The sequence below is a fragment of the Photobacterium obscurum genome (assembly GCF_026191635.1).
Taxonomy (GTDB): domain Bacteria; phylum Pseudomonadota; class Gammaproteobacteria; order Enterobacterales; family Vibrionaceae; genus Photobacterium; species Photobacterium obscurum.
On record NZ_JAKRRW010000085.1, the window covers coordinates 1 to 204 of the forward strand.

At 45.6% G+C, this 204-nt stretch carries 1 tRNA gene; it reads right to left on the reverse strand.

Going from position 1 to position 204, the window contains the following annotated elements:
- Window positions 1–127: 127 nt before the first annotated feature.
- A tRNA-Ala gene (locus tag MD588_RS26030) sits at window positions 128–203 on the reverse strand.
- Window position 204: the final 1 nt, after the last annotated feature.

The window sequence follows — 204 nt, forward strand, 5'->3', positions numbered from 1 at the left end:
TAATTCAACCTAATGGTTGAATTTACTAGTCAGCTTTCCAGATTGTTAAAGAGCATGTGTTTCCCGAAGGACCCACTTTTTAAAAGCACTATTGTCTCTTTATTTCAAGAGAAGTGCGCTTAAAGAGTGGTGGAGCTAAGCAGGATCGAACTGCTGACCTCCTGCGTGCAAGGCAGGCGCTCTCCCAGCTGAGCTATAGCCCCA